Annotated in this window: 16 protein-coding genes; 13 read left to right on the forward strand and 3 right to left on the reverse strand. The window is 61.9% G+C overall.

Annotated features, from left to right (window positions below):
* The first annotated feature begins 37 nt into the window (after positions 1-37).
* Positions 38-1,186, forward strand: coding sequence for a GlxA family transcriptional regulator (locus JG743_RS33150; protein ID WP_199201043.1), 1,149 nt, complete (start codon positions 38-40; stop codon positions 1,184-1,186).
* A 79-nt stretch (positions 1,187-1,265) separates the two neighbouring features.
* On the opposite strand, the gene JG743_RS33155 is transcribed toward JG743_RS33150, so the two are convergent.
* A complete protein-coding gene (locus tag JG743_RS33155; protein ID WP_202303233.1) occupies positions 1,266-2,171 on the reverse strand; it encodes a LysR family transcriptional regulator in 906 nt (301 codons plus the stop codon).
* 98 nt (positions 2,172-2,269) lie between these two features.
* Here JG743_RS33155 and JG743_RS33160 point away from each other — a divergent pair, with 98 nt between their 5' ends.
* From JG743_RS33160 to JG743_RS33200, 9 genes are all read left to right on the forward strand, one after another.
* Positions 2,270-3,721, forward strand: coding sequence for an aldehyde dehydrogenase family protein (locus JG743_RS33160; protein WP_244673266.1), 1,452 nt, complete (start codon positions 2,270-2,272; stop codon positions 3,719-3,721).
* Positions 3,718-4,734: a membrane dipeptidase gene (locus JG743_RS33165; RefSeq protein ID WP_199201046.1), complete on the forward strand. Its 1,017-nt coding sequence runs from the start codon at positions 3,718-3,720 to the stop codon at positions 4,732-4,734. The genes JG743_RS33160 and JG743_RS33165 overlap by 4 nt, the downstream gene beginning before the upstream one ends.
* Positions 4,731-7,175: a DUF3726 domain-containing protein gene (locus JG743_RS33170; protein WP_199201047.1), complete on the forward strand. Its 2,445-nt coding sequence runs from the start codon at positions 4,731-4,733 to the stop codon at positions 7,173-7,175. Before JG743_RS33165 ends, JG743_RS33170 begins: the two co-directional genes overlap by 4 nt.
* A 1-nt stretch (position 7,176) precedes the next feature.
* A complete protein-coding gene (locus JG743_RS33175) occupies positions 7,177-8,190 on the forward strand; it encodes an Ldh family oxidoreductase (protein WP_199201103.1) in 1,014 nt (337 codons plus the stop codon).
* A 26-nt stretch (positions 8,191-8,216) separates the two neighbouring features.
* The gene (locus JG743_RS33180; protein WP_199201048.1) at positions 8,217-9,404 is read left to right on the forward strand and encodes an ABC transporter substrate-binding protein; all 1,188 of its coding nucleotides are present in this window, start codon (positions 8,217-8,219) and stop codon (positions 9,402-9,404) included.
* Between the two features lie 107 nt (positions 9,405-9,511).
* Entirely contained in the window at positions 9,512-10,399 is an 888-nt protein-coding gene (locus tag JG743_RS33185) for a branched-chain amino acid ABC transporter permease (RefSeq protein WP_199201049.1), read from the forward strand.
* A complete protein-coding gene (locus JG743_RS33190; protein WP_199201104.1) occupies positions 10,399-11,109 on the forward strand; it encodes an ABC transporter ATP-binding protein in 711 nt (236 codons plus the stop codon). The genes JG743_RS33185 and JG743_RS33190 overlap by 1 nt, the downstream gene beginning before the upstream one ends.
* Positions 11,106-11,852: an ABC transporter ATP-binding protein gene (locus JG743_RS33195; protein ID WP_199201050.1), complete on the forward strand. Its 747-nt coding sequence runs from the start codon at positions 11,106-11,108 to the stop codon at positions 11,850-11,852. Before JG743_RS33190 ends, JG743_RS33195 begins: the two co-directional genes overlap by 4 nt.
* Entirely contained in the window at positions 11,849-12,790 is a 942-nt protein-coding gene (locus JG743_RS33200; protein WP_199201051.1) for a branched-chain amino acid ABC transporter permease, read from the forward strand. Before JG743_RS33195 ends, JG743_RS33200 begins: the two co-directional genes overlap by 4 nt.
* 95 nt (positions 12,791-12,885) lie before the next feature.
* Here the strand turns inward: JG743_RS33200 and JG743_RS33205 are convergent, their stop codons facing one another.
* Together JG743_RS33205 and JG743_RS33210 are read right to left on the reverse strand one after the other, a co-directional pair.
* Positions 12,886-13,242 (reverse strand): substrate-binding domain-containing protein, encoded by a 357-nt coding sequence (locus tag JG743_RS33205; protein ID WP_244673267.1) that lies wholly within the window; start codon positions 13,240-13,242, stop codon positions 12,886-12,888.
* A 128-nt stretch (positions 13,243-13,370) separates the two neighbouring features.
* Complete coding sequence (locus JG743_RS33210; protein ID WP_199201052.1) at positions 13,371-14,291, reverse strand: LysR family transcriptional regulator; 921 nt, start codon at positions 14,289-14,291, stop codon at positions 13,371-13,373.
* 109 nt (positions 14,292-14,400) lie between these two features.
* On the opposite strand from JG743_RS33210, the gene JG743_RS33215 reads away from it, so the two are divergent.
* From JG743_RS33215 to JG743_RS33225, 3 genes are read left to right on the forward strand one after another with little or no spacing between them, the layout of a single operon-like run.
* Positions 14,401-15,423, forward strand: a complete 1,023-nt coding sequence (locus JG743_RS33215; RefSeq protein ID WP_199201053.1) for a D-cysteine desulfhydrase — start codon at positions 14,401-14,403, stop codon at positions 15,421-15,423.
* Between the two features lie 4 nt (positions 15,424-15,427).
* Positions 15,428-16,636 (forward strand): DegT/DnrJ/EryC1/StrS family aminotransferase, encoded by a 1,209-nt coding sequence (locus tag JG743_RS33220; protein ID WP_199201105.1) that lies wholly within the window; start codon positions 15,428-15,430, stop codon positions 16,634-16,636.
* Entirely contained in the window at positions 16,633-17,319 is a 687-nt protein-coding gene (locus JG743_RS33225) for an aspartate/glutamate racemase family protein (protein ID WP_199201054.1), read from the forward strand. The genes JG743_RS33220 and JG743_RS33225 overlap by 4 nt, the downstream gene beginning before the upstream one ends.
* The last annotated feature ends 92 nt before the right edge of the window (positions 17,320-17,411 follow it).

Genomic DNA, 17,411 nt, shown 5'->3' on the forward strand with positions numbered 1-17,411 from the left:
AGGACGCTGCGACATCGGGCAGGGGGAGGATCGTCGAATGAACGCACCTCCACAATTAAAGGCCTTTCACGAGCGAGAGGGCGAAACCGCGTTACCTGATGCTAGATTTCTCGTTGAGACTCCTGTTGCCGAGTTAACGATCGTGCTTTTGCCAGGGTTTTCGCAGCTGTGCCTGGCATCATTGGTCGAACCGCTGCATATCGCCAATAAATTGACCCAACGTGTCCATTTCAAATGGCGACTTATCGGTCAAGACGGCGGCAGCGTCACATCCGCCAGTGGATTTAAAGTTGCCGTTTCGGCGACGCTAGATGACGAGAACAAACGCATTTCGGCCGGCCAGCCGGGTCGAATCTTTCTTTGTGCCGGCGAGGGGGTGGAAAACCACATAAATCCATCCTTGCTCCGACTGGTTCGCTCTTGCGTAAGGATGCGGGTGCCGCTAGTTGCGCTCGGCTCGGCAACTTTCGTTCTTGCCCATGCCGGACTTCTTGACGATGCAAGTTGCACAGTGCACTGGCCACAAATTGTGACTTTGTCGGAGCGCTTTGGGCGGCTTAATGTTCAAAACTCATTGTTCGTGAGCGATGGGCTTATGACAACGTGCGCAGGAGAGTTTGCCGCATTCGATTTCGTCATCGATCTCATTGGCAAGCAATTCGGCGACGAGCTGGTGCGAGGAGTATGCGCGCTGGCCTTGGCGGACCGATGGCGATCCGGCGAGCAGCATCAATCGGCGCCACCAGGTTTGAGTTACAGTGGCACCAGCGGCAAATTAATAACGGTCGTTCGTTTGATGGAAAAACACGTTGACGAGGTACTTAGTATTGACAATCTGGCGCGTGAGATAGGTCTTTCACGCCGTCAGATCGAGCGTTTGTTTCAACAGCATCTTGGCACGACCCCCTGGCAATACTACACCGGCCTAAGGCTTGAACGGGCCAAGCAGATGATCAGATTTACTGACATGCCCATCATCGAGATCGCGGTCGCTTGCGGATTTCAGACTGCCTCCCATTTTACGAAATGCTTTCGCACAAGGTTCAATACCTCGCCGAGCACCCTGCGGCGTTCGTCTCTGATCGGATTGAAACCAGTTGTGGCGTCCGGCAGACAGCGCGGCTTGACGCTGGGCCTGGACGCCGGCGATGATGTGGTAGACGTCGTCGGCACAACGGCCGCGTGACAGGTCGTTTGCTGGTTTGGCAAGACCACTAACGATTAGCCCGACCACCTTGGAGGCGTCGATCCGCAGGTGCGCCGCATCAGGCAAGAAGCCAAATCCCAAGTTCGTCCGCTCGGTGCCGCAACGACCGTCGCAGCTCGGCGATGAACGCTTCCTCGGCCGGAGAGTTGCGCTCGATCGACCGTGTGATCAGCCCAACGGCACGCTTGGCCTGGGGATCGCTCAACGGCACGAACGACAGTCCTTCGCGCGCCGAGACAATCGACAGATGCGGTAAGACCGTGATGCCCATGCCGGCGCGCACCAGGGCCAGGAGCGACAAAACGTTGTAGACGACGATCGGCGCCCCCGAGATCAATCCGGCCAGCTCGGAAATCTCCATTGCGCCGCTGATGCCGTTGCCCAGAAAGGTTCGTTCTCGCAACTGATGCCACTCGACAGCAGCCTGTACCTTTGTCAGCGGATCGTCGCTGCGGCAGACGATGCCCAACCCCTCCTCGAACAACGGTTCAAAGTGGAGCGCAGGTCGGGAGCGGCTCAAGCTGGCGATGCCGAGCGCTACCTTGCCCGTCTCGACCGCCTCAGAGACCGATGGCGAGTCGGCGTCGCGCACATTGATCTCGACGCCCGGATGGCGTTTGCGGAAATCGATCAGCAACGGCGGCAGGATCGCGGTTGCGACAGATGGCACGCAGGCGAGGTCGACGCGTCCGGACTGGTTACGCACGAAAGCCTGCATGGCCAGGACGCTGCGTGCATGATGGGCAAGCAGATCGCGCGCCTCCGCCAGCACGAGCATGCCTGTCTTCGACAACCGGTTCTTGCGGTCGCTCTCGAAGAGCGGTGCGCCTATCTCCTCCTCTAGCGCCTTGAGCGCCATGGAAACAGTGGAGGGTGTGCGGCCAAGTTTCGCGCCGGCCTCCGTGATGCTGCCCATTTCGGCCACGGCAGCGAATGTTCGTAGATTGGCCAGTGAGTAGCGCATCGCTCGATTTCAATTTTCTCGAAATTGAATTGACTTATTTCAAATTGACCGAACCGCACGAAAAATTCAAGTATGTTCTGACAATCGGGACGAGACCATTGGCTGAAGCATCTGCAAATTTAATTGGCGGCGCTTGGACAAACGGCCCATCTGCCATCGCCAACATCAATCCGTCGGACGTTTCCGATGTCGTTGGCCATTATGCGCAGGCCGATCTCAAGCAACTGGAACAAGCCATCGACGCGGCCAGGGCAGGCGCGCGCGCCTGGGGCCGCGCGCCGATCGAGCAGCGCCACAAGGTGCTGATGTCGATCGGCCGCGAGTTGATCGCGCGGTCCGCCGAGCTTGGCGAGCTGCTGTCGCGTGAGGAGGGCAAGCCTCGCGCCGAGGGTATCGGTGAGGTCTATCGCGCCGGACAGTTCTTTGAGTTCTATGCGGCCGAGTGCCACCGCCAGTATGGCGAGAACGCCGAGAGCGTACGGCCGGGCATCGATGTCGACATCAGGCGCGAGCCGGTCGGCGTGGTCGCAATCGTGTCGCCGTGGAATTTCCCGACCGCCACCGCGAGCTGGAAGATTGCCCCGGCGCTCGCCTATGGCAACGCGGTGATCTGGAAGCCCTCAAATCTCACCCCCGCCTCGGCTTGGGCGCTAACCGAAATCATCTCGCGGCAAGGGTTGCCCGCAGGAACGTTCAACCTCGTCATGGGCCCCGGGTTCTCGATCGGCAACGCGCTTGCAAGCAGTCCCGATATCGACGCGATCACGCTCACCGGCTCTTACGAAACAGGCCGGGCCGTGGCGATCGCCGCAGCACCCAACTTGACCAAGCTGCAACTCGAAATGGGCTCGAAGAACGCGCTGGTGGTGATGGACGATGCGGACATCGACCTCGCCGTGGCGCATGCAGTCAACGGTGCCTTCTTCGGCTCTGGCCAGAAGTGCACGGCATCCTCCCGCATTGTCGTCGATCGCAAGGTGCACGACGTGTTCGCGCAGAAGTTCGTGAAGGCCGCGGCCGCGCTCAAGGTCGGTCACGCCCTGGACGAAGGCACCCAGATCGGGCCGGTGGTCGACGAGAAGCAGCTTGCCGCGGCCGAGCGCTACGTGGAGATCGGCAAGGCGGCCGGCGCGGAGCTGGCCTGCGGCGGCGAAAAGCTGGAGCGACGTACAAAGGGCCATTATTTCGCGCCGACCGTCTTTCTCGGCACGAAAAACGAGATGCGAATAAACCGTGAGGAGATGTTCGTGCCGATCGCCTGCGTCATTGAGGTGGAGGGTTTCGAACATGCCGTATCCGTCGTCAACGACACCGAATTCGGCCTGACCGCCGGTATCATGACGCGCTCGCTGGGGCGCGCCAACGCCTTCCGCCGCGAGGTCAAGACTGGCTGCGTCATGGTCAACCTGCCGACCGCGGGCACCGACTACCATGTGCCCTTTGGCGGGCGAAAGCACTCGTCGCACGGGCCTCGCGAACAGGGCCGCGCCGCCGCCGAATTCTACACCGCGGTCAAGACCAGCTACATCAATGCGGGGATGCCGCAATGAGTGCAGCCTCGCCCGGCCACGTCATCGACTGCCTGCAATATTGCAACGTCTCCGAGACGATTCTGCGCGAGCTGCGCGCCGGCGGCGTCGATGCCATTCACACGACCATCTCTTACCATGAGGATTTCCGCGAGACGGTCGAGAACATCGTCGGCTGGAACACTCTGTTCGCCGAGCATCCCGACTTGATCTTCCATGGCAAAGTGGGCGGGGATGTGCGGCGTGCCCGCACCGAAGGCCGTACCGCCGTGTTCTTTGGTCTGCAGAACTGCTCGCCGATCGAGGACGATATCGGCCTCGTCGAGGTCTGCCACACGCTTGGCGTGCGCTTTATGCAGCTCTCCTACAACAATCAAAGCCTGCTGGCGTCCGGTTGCTACGAAAGGGAAGATACGGGCATCACGCGCATGGGGCGCGAAGTCATCGTCGAGATGAACCGGCTTGGCATGGTCATAGACATGTCGCACTCCGGCACGCGCTCGACGCTTGAGGCGATCGAACTGTCGCAGCGACCGATCGCGGTTACCCATGCAAACCCGCATCGCTGGCATCCGGTCGTGCGCAACAAGCCTGACGAGGTCCTGAAGGCGCTTGCCCAAGGCGGCGGCCTGCTCGGCTTCAGCATCTACCCCCACCATTTGAAGAACGGCGGAGCCTGCACGTTGCGGGAGTTCTGTGAAATGGTTGCGCGCACGGCCGATCTCATCGGCGTCGCGCATCTCGGTATCGGCTCGGACCTGTGCCAGGACCAACCCGACGAGGTGGTGCAGTGGATGCGCCGCGGCCGTTGGACCAAGGAACCTGTCGACGCGATAAATCCCGTTGTCTTCCCCAAGCAGCCGTCCTGGTTCCGCGGCAATGTAGATTTTCCGGGCATTGCGGAAGGGCTGGCAGCAGTTGGCTTCTCGCCTTCTGACGTCGCCGGCATCATGGGAGAGAACTGGCTCCGCTTTTTCGAGCAATCGTTTGCTCCGGCCGCCGCCACGTCAGGCGGTGCGAGGCAGACGCCATGATGCCCGGACCCGTCAGCGCCGCGCAGGATCCGCCGGACGGGCAGGCGCCGTTGCGTCGGCCGGAAACGGTTCTGCGCCTCGAGCGCATGGGCAGCTTCCACCAGACGCGGCTGAGTTTCATGCGTGTTCTGCTGCGCCGGCTGGCGCGTGAGGGCTGGCAATTCGCGACGGTGCTGTTTGACATCGACGCGCGTGGCAAAGGCGTCGCCATCTATGAAGCGCGCGGCAATGGCCGCGTCTACTCACTGGTCGCCTTCGGCCACGATCTCGACCCCGCCAAGCGCACCGACCGCGTCATCGCCGAAGAATGGGACGCGACATTTGCTCTGCATGACGGTGTTGTCAGCCGGGCCGATATCGAGCGCCTGTCGCGCAACGTTCCCAAGCAGGAGGCAGGCCGCTGCACCTGCGCGGAGCTAGTTCTCGCGCGCGCCAACCGCAGCGTGCGCCTGTTCGATCACGTCGTCGCCACGCTTGCCGACGGACGCCAGCCGGCCGCGCAGGACCTTGACGCCGTCGGCTATCTGATGCGCACCACGGCCGTCTATGGCAGTGGCAAGTTCGGCCTCGCAGACCGTGAGAAGATCGCCACGCGGCCTGAATTCTCCGGGCCGTTCGCCGCCGAAATGCTGACGGTCTGGTTGATTCGTGCCTTTACAATCGATCTCGTCGAGCACATGGCGAAACTCAAATCGCCCAAGACAGCCATTGCATTCGACCGCGCCCTTTGCCGGCGTCTGGGGGTCGGCAATTCCACCGGGCTCGGCATGGCCCCCTTCGTCGTCAACCATCCCAGCCTCTTCCACCGTTGGATCCACGCGCGCGAAACCGCGCTTGCCCGCGTTCGTTCGGTCAAGCACGCCAGCGCCGAGGCCATCGCGACGTTCCGCGACCGGCTTGCCCGCGGCATGCGGCAAGTGGCGGCATGGCGCGTCGACGACCTGATCCAGGGCGCACGCATCGCCGGCCTTGCCCGCGACCTCTCAAGCCTCGCCGACCACATCGAAAAGCTCGATCTCGCGGCAAGCTTCGGATGGGACCGATTGGTTCGCTTTGCCGCCGAGCAGCTCGGAACGGAAGCCCAGGAATTTCTGCTGACGCTGTTGCTTGAGCCCTATGGCGACCTGGTCGATGACCTCGCCGAGACCATGGGCGGCGAGGAAGCCAATGACCTGCGCATCGACGGCGCGGCGACGGTCGGATCGCTGCGGAACGAACTGGAGCGTTTCTATCGCCACGCCCTCGATACCGATTTCGAGCGGCCCGACGCGCAGGCCCGGTTCTGGTACGTTTCCGAGGAGAAGCTTGAGCCGCGTCTTGGCGAACGCGCCTCGGAAGACGGAGCCGAGCGCGAACAGCCCCTGGCCGTGGCGCGTGATGTTTCGCGTCTCCATCGAGCTTTGCGTGCCGAGGCAGCCGACACAAGCGTAGCGGCCTTCCTGTCGGCGCATCCCGAACACAGGCATGTTGTGCGCCGCGTGCAGCTTACCGCGCGACGGCCCTATGCAGAGATCCGCGACAATCTCATCTCGGCAAGGATGCGGCCGATCGACATTCTACGCTGCAAGCTCTCCTTCTTTGGCGCCACCGATTTCGATCCCCGTTCCGATCGCTGGGTGCGCATTTCGATGTTCAAGCATGCGCCGTTTCCGGACGAGTTGCATGCGATGGCCCCCGACGACTGGGCGATCCCGCCGCTGGAGCATTCCAACAACGCCTTGCCGCAAATGTCCGTACAATCCTGGACCCCTGCCAGGGGTACCGATCAACCGGCTGGTTCTTCGCTCAACGAAATCGAGGCCCAGGTGAAAAAAGCGGCGCGTGGCGCCGGGCTGCCCTGGGGTTTGGCCGAGGAAGCCGGGCGCGGCGGGCGCGCGCTGGCAGGTGCGTCACCGCGCCATCTCGAGGCACTCGCCGACGCATTGGAAGCGTTGAAAGCCGGACGGCATTCCTGGCGGTTCGACGCCAGCGGCACAAGTTTGCATGCACTGGACGACAAGCCGCTCAGCGCGCTCGCCGTTGCCCCTGCGGTCTCGGACCGATCGCGCGGGATGGAAGCGGGGGCGATGCTTTCGATCGACGCCCCGGTCGCCGCGGCCTGCCTGCTTGCACCGACCCTGGCGGACATCTCCAGACGCAGCGGCCGCAGGGTCCTGGTCAGCCTTGCCGGGCGCCAGATATCGATCGGCCCCGACATCGCCAAAGCCGCCACGGCGCTCGAGCAGGTTCCGGGCGACACAAGAAAACAGACTGTTGCAGAGATTTCGCTTTCCAGCGAGCCGGCATCCGACAGCGCCGCCGCCGCCTGCGATCATCAGGGCATCCACATCCCACAAGGCCTTTGGCAGCGTTTCGGCGCGCTTGCGGCTCTCACATATGTGCCCGCCTCGGAAATATCCCGCCTTGCGGGCGCCGGGGCCGGCTTGAGCGACAATGACTGACATGACAACCACAAGCCTTTCCCTCGACGAGGTCGAAGAGCGCGCCTTTGCCGCGCTGTCAGCCTGCGGTGCGTCGCAAATCGCCGCGAGCTCGCTTGCACGGGCCGTGGCAGCCGCGGAAGCCGAGGGCATTGCTTCGCACGGCCTGCTTTATGTGCCGACCTATTGCGAGCATCTCGGGTGCGGCAAGGTCGTGAGAGACGCAGTCCCCATGCTCTCGAAGACCAAGCCATCGACGCTCGTCGTTGATGCTGGCAGCGGTTTTGCCCATCCGGCGATCGACATGGGCTTCGAGAGTCTCATTCCGCTGGCGCATGAAATGGGCATTGCCGCGCTCGCCGTGCGCAACTCCTACAATTGTGGCGTTCTCGGCTACCACACTGACCGGCTTGCCGGTGCTGGCCTGCTGGCCATGGGCTTTACCCATGCGCCGGCCTCGATCGCACCTGTCGGCGGCCGCCGCCCGGTCATTGGCACCAATCCGTTCGCCATCGCCGCGCCCGGCGCCAATGGCAGCGTCGTCATCTCCATTGACCAAAGCGCCAGCGTCATTGCCAAGAGCGAGATCATCAAGCGAAAGCGTGATGGCCGTGGCATTCCACCGAACTGGGCGTTCGGCCCCGACGGCGAACCGACGACGGACGCCGATCTCGCCCTAAAGGGGACCATGGCGCCATCGGGCGGCTACAAGGGGTTCGGGGTGGGGCTCCTGGTTGAATTGCTTGCCTCGGCGGCCGCAGGTGCCCTGCCGTCGACCGAGGCCAGTCCTTTCTCCGGCCCCGTGGGCGAGCCGCCGCGGACCGGGCAGTTCTTCATCGCCATCGATGCCGGCGCCACATCGGGCGGCATCTTCGCCGATCGCATCGCGACACTTGTGGAGGCGATTGTCGGCCAGGACGGCGCGCGGCTGCCAGGGAAAAGGCGCGTTGCACAACGCGCCAAAGCCGAACGCGAGGGCGTGACTGTCCCCACCGAACTTCTGGAGCGGATCGCAAGGATCAGCTCCGGCAATTGAATAACAACCACAGAAGGGTAACTAACATGATCTATGGATTGACGCGGCTGTCCCGCCGCACGCTGTTGGGCTCGCTGGCAATGTTGGGAGCGCTTGGCGCGTTGCCAGCGACGGCCGAGGCAGCCGACATCACGCTGGGCCTCGTCTCGCCCCTGTCCGAGCCGGGCGACGCGCGTTCGGGCGATGCGATCAAGAAGACCGCCGAGCTCTGGGTGAAGCTGACCAACGAGGCCGGCGGCATCATCGGCAACCAGGTCAAGCTCGCCGTTTATGACGACCAGGGCAAGGTCGAGGTCGGCGCTGCCGCCATGGAACGCGCCATCACGGAAGCCAACGCCTCCGCCATACTCGGCATCTGGTCGTCGTCCGTCGCGCTGGCGCAGATGGAAGTCGCAAAGGGCTACAACGTCCCGCTCATGGCCTTCTATTCCTGGTCGGACGACATCACCCTGAAGAACTATCCGCAGGTGTTCCGCATCGGTCCTTACAACAGCCAGATCGCGGCGCAGATGGTGCCGTTCGTCAAGCAGCGTGGCTACAAGAAGGTGGTAGTGCTGGCCGAGGACACCGCTTACGGCCTGGGCTTCGCCAAGGCTTTCACGGAATCGGTCAAGGCCGCGCCCGAAGTGTCCGTCGACGTCGTGCAGTTCCAAGCGCAGACGCAGGACCTGACCGCCGTCATGTCGAAGGTCGCCGCATCGAAGCCCGATGTGGTGATCGTGCAGACGGTCTTCGCCGCGACCAACCTTTCCATCAAGCAGGGCCGCGAAGTGGGTTTGAAGGCCGACATCATCACCGGCTGGGACTGGCCACTTCTGCCTGATTTCTGGCCGACCGTCGGCGAGGCCGGCGTTGGCGTCATCTATCCGACTTTCTCCGATCCCTCGTTGAATGTCACCGCGACCGGCAAGAAATTCGTCGAAGCCTACAACGCTGCCTACGGAAATGACCCGGCAATCTTCCAGTACTACCTCTGGGACAATTTCAACGCGGTAAGGGCGGCGATCGAGAAGACCGGTTCCGCGGAGCCGGCGCAATTGGTCAAGGCACTGCCGGATGTCAGCTTCGAAGGCACGATCGGCCCTGTCTCCTTCCGCAATGAAGCCGGCACGGTGAATTTCCACCAGTGGGACAAGTTCGCCATGTTCTTCAAGAAGCTGAACAAGGTCGCCGATGGCGAGAAGGAAGCCGAACTGGTGGGTGTGGCCAAGTAGTCCCCTGGGGTAGCGAAGCCCTCCTCTTCACGTGGTGGAGAAGAGGGTTTCCTCCCCCTTCGAACCTAGTCCGAAACATCGCTACCTGCTTCGCCGGATAAAACTCCATGACCCAGCTTCTCGTTCAATCGCTGCTACTGGGCCTGCTTCAGGGCGGCCTCTACGCGCTGCTGGCCGTCGGCCTGTCGCTGGTGTTCGGCATCCTGCGAGTGGTCAATTTCGCGCATGGCGAATTCGCCATGCTGGGCAGCTTCGCCGCCGTCCTCGCGGTGACCACGCTCGGCCTGCCGGCGTGGACCGGGCTCATTGCGGCGGCTCTGGTCGGCGCGACCGTCGCCTACGCCACCAATATCATGGTTCTCAAACCCATCTATCTGTCGCGCATGCGGCAGAAAGGCGAATATACGATCATTGCCACATTCATGCTGAGCCAGTTCCTGATCGCGACCGCGACGCTGGTTCTCGGCACGACCTATCGCAAACTACCTGGCCTGTGGGATCAGAACCTCGCCATCTTCGAATATATCTACCTTTCGGGAAACCGTATCGTCGCCTTTGTCGCGGCGCTGATCCTGGTCGCTGTTCTGTTCTTCATCGTCTACCGCACCGACACCGGCCGCGCCTGGCGTGCGCTGACGCAGAATCCGCTTGGCGCATCGGTCGTCGGCATCAACGTCAACCGTTATGCCAACTATGCGTTCATGCTGTCGGGCGCCTTTGCCGGCGTGGCTGCAGCACTTCTCGCGCCGCTGATGTTCGTGTTTCCGTCCTCCGGCGTAGTCGCACTGGTGAAAGCCTTCATCGTCGTCATCATCGGCGGCATGGGGTCGATCGGCGGCACGCTTCTGGCCGGGCTGCTGCTAGGCGTGGTCGAGGTGATGTGCACCATCTACATCGCCACCGGCTACACCGATGCCTATGGCTTCGCGCTGATGATAGCGGTGCTGCTGTTCCGTCCCGCCGGACTGTTCGGGCGCGCAGGGAGGGCAGTCTGATGTCCGTCATCCTCGAAACGATCGGCCTCAAGAAGTCCTTCGGTGGCAACAAGGTGATCGACGGTGTCGACTTCGCGCTCAATGCCGGCGAACTCGTCGCCATCGTCGGTCCGAATGGTGCCGGCAAGACCTCGTTCCTCAATCTCATTTCCGGTCAGTTCAAACCCAACGGCGGCACCATCCGCCTCGGTGGCACGGACATCAGCCGTCTCCAGCCAAATGCCGGTGCCCGCAAACGCCTGTTTCGCAGCTTCCAGAATGGCGGCGCCTTCGGCAAGCTGACGGCCAGGGAGAATGTCGCGCTCGCCGGCATGATCCGCGGCATGGGGCGCGCCGAGGCCGAGCGCGAGGCGGCAAAGGCGCTGGAGCGCGTCGGGCTGTCGCCTGTCGCGGAGTGGACCGCCGAACATCTTTCCGGCGGCCAGCGCAAGCTGATCGATTTCGCCCGCCTGCTGCTGGCGCGTCCCAGCGTGGCCCTGCTCGACGAACCGACCGCCGGCGTCAACCCCGCAATCATGGATGTGATGCGCGGCATCATCGCGAGCATGCGCGACGACGGCTGCGGCTTCGCCGTGATCAGCCACGACCTGCCCTGGGTGTTTGGGCTCTGCCACCGCGTCGTCGTGATGGCGGCCGGACGCGTGCTTGCCGCCGGTTCGCCAGACGAGGTTTCCGCCAATCATGCGGTCCGGGAGGCCTATCTGGCATGAGCGCGGCAATTGAAATCGCAGGCCTGCGCGTCGCCTATGAGGCCGATGTCGAGATCCTGCGCGGCGTCTCGCTGTCCGGGCCGGCCAACACCATGACCGCGATTATCGGCCCGAACGGCGCCGGCAAGTCGACCCTGCTCAAGGGCGTCGCCGGCGTCGCGCCCGTAACCGGGGGCGAAATCCACCTGGGAGACAAGCGCATCGACCGCTTGTCGACCGCCGAACTGGTCCAGTACGGTGTCTCCTTCGTGCCCCAGGAAGCTTCCGTGTTCGGACAGATGACAGTTGCCGAAAACATCAGGCTCGGCGGCTGGACGCGCCGTCGCGAAAAAGCCTGGCTGGAGAAGCGCATCGAGATTTGTGGCAACCTCTTCGCCTCGATACGTCCGCACCTCGATCGCTACGCCGGCGACCTCTCCGGCGGCCAGCAGAAGCTGGTCGAGATCGCGCGCGGGCTGGTCGCCGAACCACAGCTGCTTTTGCTCGACGAACCGACGGCGGGTTTGAGCCCGATCATGGTCAAGGAGGTCTACACCGAATTGGCCCGCCTCAAGGACATGCGCTCGGTGACCGTGCTTCTGGTCGAGCAGAACGTGCGCGAGGCCTTGGCGGTGGCCGACCATGTGTATGTCCTGGCCACGGGCCGGAACGACACCGATGGAACGGCGTCCGAGGTCGCCAGCAGGCTGGACGAAATTGTGCGGAACTGGATGTTGCGGGAAGGCTCGGGGGTCGCGTCATGACCAGGTATGCTCACCACACCGCGCCGCTCATTTTTTCCCTGTCGGGCTTCGTGCTGGCCGCGATCGGGGTGAAGCCAAGTCTGGCCGACCTTCTCATCATGTCGGCCTATTATCTGCTGCTCGCCGGCTCATGGAACTTGCTGGCCGGTTTCGGAGGTCAGTATTCCTTCGCCCATGTCGGCCTTGCGACAGCCGGAGCCTATGGCACGGCCGTGCTGATCCATGCCTTCGGCTTGCCGGGCTGGAGCGGCTTCATCCTGATGCCACCTGTCATCGCGCTTTTGGGTGGCGGGCTCGGGCTGGTGGCATTGCGCGTCCGCGGCGTGCAATTGCCACTGATCACCTTCGCCTTTGCCGGCGCGTTTGCCGTGTTCCTGGCTGCCGCTGCTGATCTCACCGGCGGCTCGATGGGCATGCAATTGCCGAAACTGGTCGAAGGGTTTGACCGTTCGCCCTATCTCGTCATCGCAGGTTTCCTGGTCGCGTTGCTCTTCCTCGTCCAGAACCTCGTGATCGACGGCCGGATCGGCCTCTTCATGCAATCCATCCGCGACAATGAGGATGTCGCGCATGGCATGGGTGTCAATATTTTCGGCGTGAAGATCACGGCTTTCATGATCACCGCCGCGCTCGCCGGCTTGGCCGGCACCTTCTACGCGAACTATGTCGGCGTGCTGGCGCCATCCATGCTGTCGATGGGCGAGATGGGTTTTGTCGTGGCCATGGTGGTGATTGGCGGCCTCGGCCATCGCTACGGACCGTTGGTCGGCGTGGCCATCATTCGCACTATTGAGTATTTCGTGCGCGGCTTCGGTGCAGAATACACGCTGGTCATCATCACGGGCATAGCCCTTTTGGTCGTGCTGTTCTTTCGCGAAGGCGTGATCGCTCATGCCAAAAGCCTGCTGCCGCACAATACAACCCGATGGAAGAGCTGATTCAGTTTGCTCGATCCACTGGCGCGCCCGAATGACGCCAGGCGGCATTCACGATATCGGTAAGAGCCTGATTGGCTTGATGATTGACGACGCAGTCAAAAACCGAGCTTCGCGAGGGCGCGGCCGTGCCCCAATTCGACGACAGTTTGCCGGCTCGTGGAGGCAACCCGGAAATCGAGCCCCCGCTTCTCGTTTGATCTAATCGCAAACTCCCTACACCAGGCGGAATCTTCATAGATCGCAATTGGAAAAACGTCGCCATTGCAATACCACCGCCAGGTCGAGTTTGCCTGCATGGAGCGCTTCAATCTGTTCTGACGATGGCTGACGGTAACGTCTACCTTGGGATGGCGCTTTGCGAATGCGCCGAGTGCTCTGGTCAGCACCGAATAGCCGTACTCCTGCGGAATGCCGATCCGCACTGGCCCGCGAAATGGGCGTGCGTTCAACATTACGTGCCGGACACCTCGCGAAGCATCGTTCGACCCGAATCAAGCGCCTGATCAAAAAACATCTTCGGGCCCCGATAGCTGTCGTCTCCATGTTTGATGGCCACCGTCCATGGTAGCAGGTCAACATGCTATTCTCCGCTTGCGGCGTCAGCAGACTGATATTTGAGAAGTCTCTCCCAGACGGCAACCTCGACGGGTCTCGGCTTGCCAACCAGCCGGACCGCCGTCACGTCCAAGCTACAACTGGGAAGGGTTTCGGACAGGTCCACAAGTTTGCCCGTGTCGATGCGGTCCCGCGCAAGAGACTCGGGGACCCAGGCGACACCGATGCCCATGCTTGCCATCTCGATTGATGCGAGCGTGAGCGCGGTTTCCGCTTTTGGGGACGCATCGCCAAAGTCGCGGATTAGTGGCAGAATCGTGCGCTCCAAAACTTGGCCAAAAAAGACATCCGCAGGGTAGGCGATGTAGGGCACCTCGCCGGCCTCGCGGCTCGCGGACAATCGGGCCAATCCCTCAGGCGCCAACACGGGAATGAGACGCTCCACCCCAATAGTGACGCTGTCGATATAGGCCCCGAGGATGGGATGGTCGTGTCCTGGTAGTCGATAAACGATCAGGATGTCTGCCTGCCGCGACAGAAGTTGGGCGAAGCAGTCCGCCAGATTGGCCGAACGGAGACGGATATAGATGTCGCTGCGGTGAAGACTGATATCCTTGATAATCGAGGGTGTCAGGCTTGTCGTCAGCGAATGTTGGCTGGAAATGACCAGCTTGTTATCCGACATCCGGTCGCCGCGGCGTAGGTCGGCGTTAAGCTGGCGCAGCATTCTTGCGAGGTGTGCGATTTGATCCCGCTGCGCCTCTGTATGTTTGAGCAGATGGATCGGCTTGCGCGTCCTGTCGAAGAGTTCGGTGCCAACCTGGTCCTCAATATTCTGTATCCGGCGCGAAAAGGCAGACTGAGTGAGGTGGCGCCGATCTGCGGCCTCACTGAAGGAACCGGTTTCCGCAACCGCAAGGATGTCTTCAAGCCAATCCAGCCGCATTCGAGCCTCCAACTTGCACTATTTGCAAGTTATGTCAAAAATTTCGCATTTGCCATCGGCATATAGAGCGCAGATAGTTCCAGTACGCAAGTTATGATAAGGAAGCCAAATGCACCTCGCTCGTTTTCCTCGCGTCTTTCTGGCCCATTTGCCGACTCCGCTTGAAAAGCTGGATCGTCTGTCGAAAGAGTTGGGAGGGCCAGAAATCTGGATCAAGCGAGATGACTGCACAGGTCTGTCGACGGGCGGCAACAAGACGCGCAAGCTGGAGTTCCTGATGGCCGAAGCGCTGGCCATGGGTGCGGACACCGTCATGACCCAGGGCGCCACGCAGTCCAACCATGCGCGTCAGACCGCAGCCTTCGCGGCCAAGCTGGGCATGGATTGCCACATCCTGCTGGAAGACCGCACCGGGTCGAATGACGCCAACTATAACGGCAACGGCAACGTGCTGCTGGACCACTTGCATGGGGCGACAATTTCCAAGCGCGCCGGCGGCATGGATATGCAGGCCGAGATGGAGGCGGTGGCCGGCGAGCTGCGCGCCGAGGGGCGCCAAGTCTACGTGATCCCAGGCGGGGGCTCGAACGCCACAGGCGCGCTCGGCTATGTAAACTGTGCCTTCGAGCTGGTCTCGCAAGCGAATGATCGCGGGCTGGTGATCGACCACCTGGTCACGGCAACCGGGAGCGCGGGTACCCAAGCGGGTCTGATCACGGGCTTGAAGGCGATCAACGCGGGCATCCCGCTGACAGGGATCGGCGTGCGCGCGCCTAAGGAAAAGCAGGAAGAAAACGTCTACAATCTGGCGCTGTTAACGGCCAAAAAACTTGGGTGCCCGGATGTCGTGTCGCGTAGCGATGTTGTTGCAGACAGCAGCTATGTCGGGCCCGGCTATGGTATCCCGCGCGAAGATACGCTGGAAGCAATCCGAATGTTCGCGCAGCTCGAGGCTATCCTTCTGGACCCGGTATATTCCGGCAAAGGCGCGGCTGGCCTGATCGACTATTGCCGGAAGGGCAATTTCAAGAAGGGCGAGCGTGTTGTCTTCCTGCACACCGGTGGATCGGCGGCGCTATTCGGCTATGACGCTGCTTTTGCCGGCGACAACCAAGCCCTGGCTGCCGAGTAACCAGATGGTCCGACCTCGCTTCACCGGCAGCTTTACGCAACAGCCCTCGATCCCGGACGAGGCGATCGCAGCTGCAGTCGCGGTGATGCGCTCGGGTCGGTTGCACCGCTACAATATTGCCACCGGCGAAGAGAGTGAGACCATGGCTTTGGAGCGCGAGTATGCCTCCTGGCAAGGCTCGCGATATTGCATAGCTGTGGCGTCTGGCGGGCAAGCGATGCAAATCGCTTTGCGGGCGGCGGGAGTTTTGCCGCAAGATGCCGTTCTGACGAATGGCTTCACGCTTGCCCCGGTGCCTGGCGCGATTGCGGCGGTGGGGTGCAGTCCAATCCTCATCGAGATCACCGAAGACATGGTCATCGATCTTGACGATCTGGCCGTCAAAGCACGTCAGACCGGCGCGCGCCACTTGCTGCTGTCACATATGCGTGGCCATCAGTGCGACATGGACAGGCTGGTCCGCCTGGCTGCAGACCTAAAACTGGCCGTGATCGAAGATTGCGCGCATACGATGGGCGCAACATGGAACGGCCGTCGCTCGGGCGCTTTCGGGCTCGCGGGGTGTTTCAGCACGCAAACCTACAAACACCTGAACTCGGGGGAAGGCGGGCTTCTGACGTCGGATGACGCCGAGTTCATTGCGCGTGCGACCATCCTTTCCGGGTCCTACATGCTGTACGAACGGCATGGAGCGGGCCCCGGCAAAGAAACGTTTGCCGATATCCGTCTGGATACCCCGAACATGTCGGCGCGCATGGACAATTTGCGCGCCGCTCTGTTGCGGCCCCAGTTGAGGATGATCGACGAAAGCATCAGGGCGTGGAACGAGCGACATGACTATCTGGCTCGGCGTCTTGCCGCTTGCTCCTCGATCCAAATGCCGCACCGTCCGGATGCCGAAGCTTACGTCGGTTCGTCGATCCAGTTTCTCGTTCCCGGAATTTCTTCCGGCGCAGCCCGCGAAATTGTCGACCGTCTTGCCGAAGTCGGCGTCGAGCTGAAATGGTTTGGCGCCGAACAGCCAGTGGGGTTCACGTCCGATCACCACAGCTGGCGTTATGCAGGAGCTCAAAGCCTCCCCATTACCGATGCCATTCTGTCTGGCCTGTTCGACATGCGCCTGCCCTTGACGTTCAGCCTCGAGGATTGCGCCCTGCTGGCCGACCACATCCTCGACACCGTCGCGGTGCTCGCATCGAAGTGTGACGCATGATGCGACGCGTAGGTGTGCTCGGCGGCATGGGACCGGAGGCGACCATCCTGATCATGCAAAAGATTCTGACCCGGGTCAGAGCGGCGGATGATGCCGATCACATCCCACTGATTGTCGATCAGAATCCGCAGGTGCCCTCGCGAATTCGGCACTTGATCGAAGGAACTGGCGAAGATCCTGGTCCGGTGTTGGCCGATATGGCCCGTCGCCTCGTTGCGGCCGGAGCTGAAGCCTTGGCCATGCCCTGCAATACTGCCCACTATTATGCGCCGACCATCCGTGCCGCGGTGACGGTGCCTTTTCTTGACATGGTCGAGGTCTCGGTCGCGCATGCGGCGGCTTTGGTGGGGCAAAACACGTCGATCGGAATTCTTGCCTCGCCTGCCGTCCGGAAGGTCGGCCTGTTCGATATCCAGCTGTCGAAACTGGGGTTGACCGGGCTTTACGCCAGCGACGAGCCGGCGATGCTGGCTGCTATCCGACAGATCAAGGCCAAAGGCCCTCAACCTGAGGCGCGGCAAATCCTGAGGGCCGCTTCAGACGATTTGCTGGCGCGCGGCGCGGTCGTTCAAATGATCGCTTGCACAGAGTTCTCTCTGATCGCCGATGCCGTTGCCGAAGGCGCCACAACCTTCGACACACTTGACCAATTGGTTCAAGCCATCCTGTCTTTTGCCGCCTAGGACAGCGGCAAGAAAAGAACAGCTACGGGGATCGACTGCCCTGCAAGAAAAAGAGCGAAACCGCCGGAACACTCAACAAAGGAGAAATGAGA

The organism is Mesorhizobium sp. 131-2-1 (assembly GCF_016756535.1).
In the GTDB taxonomy this organism is placed as follows: Bacteria; Pseudomonadota; Alphaproteobacteria; order Rhizobiales; family Rhizobiaceae; genus Mesorhizobium.

What these genes read in the sequence shown, in the direction of transcription:
- JG743_RS33190 (WP_199201104.1), top strand. Translation starts at nt 10,399, where the DNA reads ATGTCCGTCATCCTCGAAACGATCGGCCTCAAGAAGTCCTTCGGTGGC.
- JG743_RS33215 (WP_199201053.1), top strand. Translation starts at nt 14,401, where the DNA reads ATGCACCTCGCTCGTTTTCCTCGCGTCTTTCTGGCCCATTTGCCGACT.
- JG743_RS33155 (WP_202303233.1), bottom strand. Translation starts at nt 2,171, where the DNA reads ATGCGCTACTCACTGGCCAATCTACGAACATTCGCTGCCGTGGCCGAA.
- JG743_RS33175 (WP_199201103.1), top strand. Translation starts at nt 7,177, where the DNA reads ATGACAACCACAAGCCTTTCCCTCGACGAGGTCGAAGAGCGCGCCTTT.
- JG743_RS33210 (WP_199201052.1), bottom strand. Translation starts at nt 14,291, where the DNA reads ATGCGGCTGGATTGGCTTGAAGACATCCTTGCGGTTGCGGAAACCGGT.
- JG743_RS33185 (WP_199201049.1), top strand. Translation starts at nt 9,512, where the DNA reads ATGACCCAGCTTCTCGTTCAATCGCTGCTACTGGGCCTGCTTCAGGGC.
- JG743_RS33205 (WP_244673267.1), bottom strand. Translation starts at nt 13,242, where the DNA reads ATGTTGAACGCACGCCCATTTCGCGGGCCAGTGCGGATCGGCATTCCG.
- JG743_RS33200 (WP_199201051.1), top strand. Translation starts at nt 11,849, where the DNA reads ATGACCAGGTATGCTCACCACACCGCGCCGCTCATTTTTTCCCTGTCG.
- JG743_RS33170 (WP_199201047.1), top strand. Translation starts at nt 4,731, where the DNA reads ATGATGCCCGGACCCGTCAGCGCCGCGCAGGATCCGCCGGACGGGCAG.
- JG743_RS33180 (WP_199201048.1), top strand. Translation starts at nt 8,217, where the DNA reads ATGATCTATGGATTGACGCGGCTGTCCCGCCGCACGCTGTTGGGCTCG.
- JG743_RS33150 (WP_199201043.1), top strand. Translation starts at nt 38, where the DNA reads ATGAACGCACCTCCACAATTAAAGGCCTTTCACGAGCGAGAGGGCGAA.
- JG743_RS33225 (WP_199201054.1), top strand. Translation starts at nt 16,633, where the DNA reads ATGATGCGACGCGTAGGTGTGCTCGGCGGCATGGGACCGGAGGCGACC.
- JG743_RS33165 (WP_199201046.1), top strand. Translation starts at nt 3,718, where the DNA reads ATGAGTGCAGCCTCGCCCGGCCACGTCATCGACTGCCTGCAATATTGC.
- JG743_RS33220 (WP_199201105.1), top strand. Translation starts at nt 15,428, where the DNA reads ATGGTCCGACCTCGCTTCACCGGCAGCTTTACGCAACAGCCCTCGATC.
- JG743_RS33195 (WP_199201050.1), top strand. Translation starts at nt 11,106, where the DNA reads ATGAGCGCGGCAATTGAAATCGCAGGCCTGCGCGTCGCCTATGAGGCC.